The organism is Acinetobacter sp. GWC1_38_13 (assembly GCF_001767535.1).
Taxonomy (GTDB): Bacteria; Pseudomonadota; Gammaproteobacteria; order Pseudomonadales; family Moraxellaceae; genus Acinetobacter; species Acinetobacter junii.
In genome coordinates, this window is record NZ_MELG01000084.1 from 1 (window position 1) to 821 (window position 821).

General features: G+C 37.5%; 2 protein-coding genes. Both read right to left on the reverse strand.

Annotation, left to right across the window (positions count from 1 at the left end; translation table 11 throughout):
* The coding region (locus tag A2003_RS08725; RefSeq protein ID WP_286687173.1) for a NirD/YgiW/YdeI family stress tolerance protein at positions 1-250 on the reverse strand (250 nt) is incomplete at its 3' end.
* A gap of 139 nt (positions 251-389) precedes the next feature.
* Positions 390-812 (reverse strand): DoxX family protein, encoded by a 423-nt coding sequence (locus A2003_RS08730; RefSeq protein WP_286687180.1) that lies wholly within the window; start codon positions 810-812, stop codon positions 390-392.
* Between the last annotated feature and the right edge of the window lie 9 nt (positions 813-821).

Here is an 821-nt window from a genome sequence, read left to right on the forward strand (position 1 = left end):
AATCATCATCAATTTCTACAACAATGCTGCCACTCTGATCTTGAAATTCATAATGATCACTGTGTAAATGTTTGCTAATTTTTCCTGTGAGCGTTACACCAGTTTCATCTGCGTATTTGACGATATCCCTCACCAGCACACTATTTTGAGCTGCTTCTTTCAACAGTACAGCATCTTGTTTTCCAGCCCATGTGTGGCTTGCAGCTATTGATAAAAGACCGATCATTAAACCTAGGCTTATTGTTCTCATTGATTCATTCCAAACAATTTAATCCTTTAATATTCAAACTAATTTCGATAAACAGTGAGATCATTTTTTGTAATAAACGGTAAATTCCAAGGATGTAAAAAAGCCCCATCAAAAGTGGGGCTTTTTTGAAACTGATTGTTTATTTTTCAATTGCGCGATCTAAACTCAGACGACCTGCACCATAAAGCATTAAGTAAAATAATCCGCCCGCCATTGCTAGGTTTTTCATAAAGTTGATCTGTTGCATTTGATCATCTGTGCCATGGAAGATGAATGCAGTAATAATACTAAACACTCCCAAACCCAAAGCAGCTAAACGAGCTTGGAAACCGAATAACAGAGCTAATCCACCACCAAACTCAACCAAGATTGTGATCGGTAATAATGCCGCTGGAACTCCCATCGACTCCATATAGCCAGCTGTAGCACCATATGCGGTCAATTTACCCCATCCAGCAATAATGAAGATATAGGCCATTAAAATACGAGCAATTAAAGTCACTGTATTTTCTACGCCAGATTGCGTTACGATATTTTTTACAACGACATTAGGATTAAACATAATCAATTC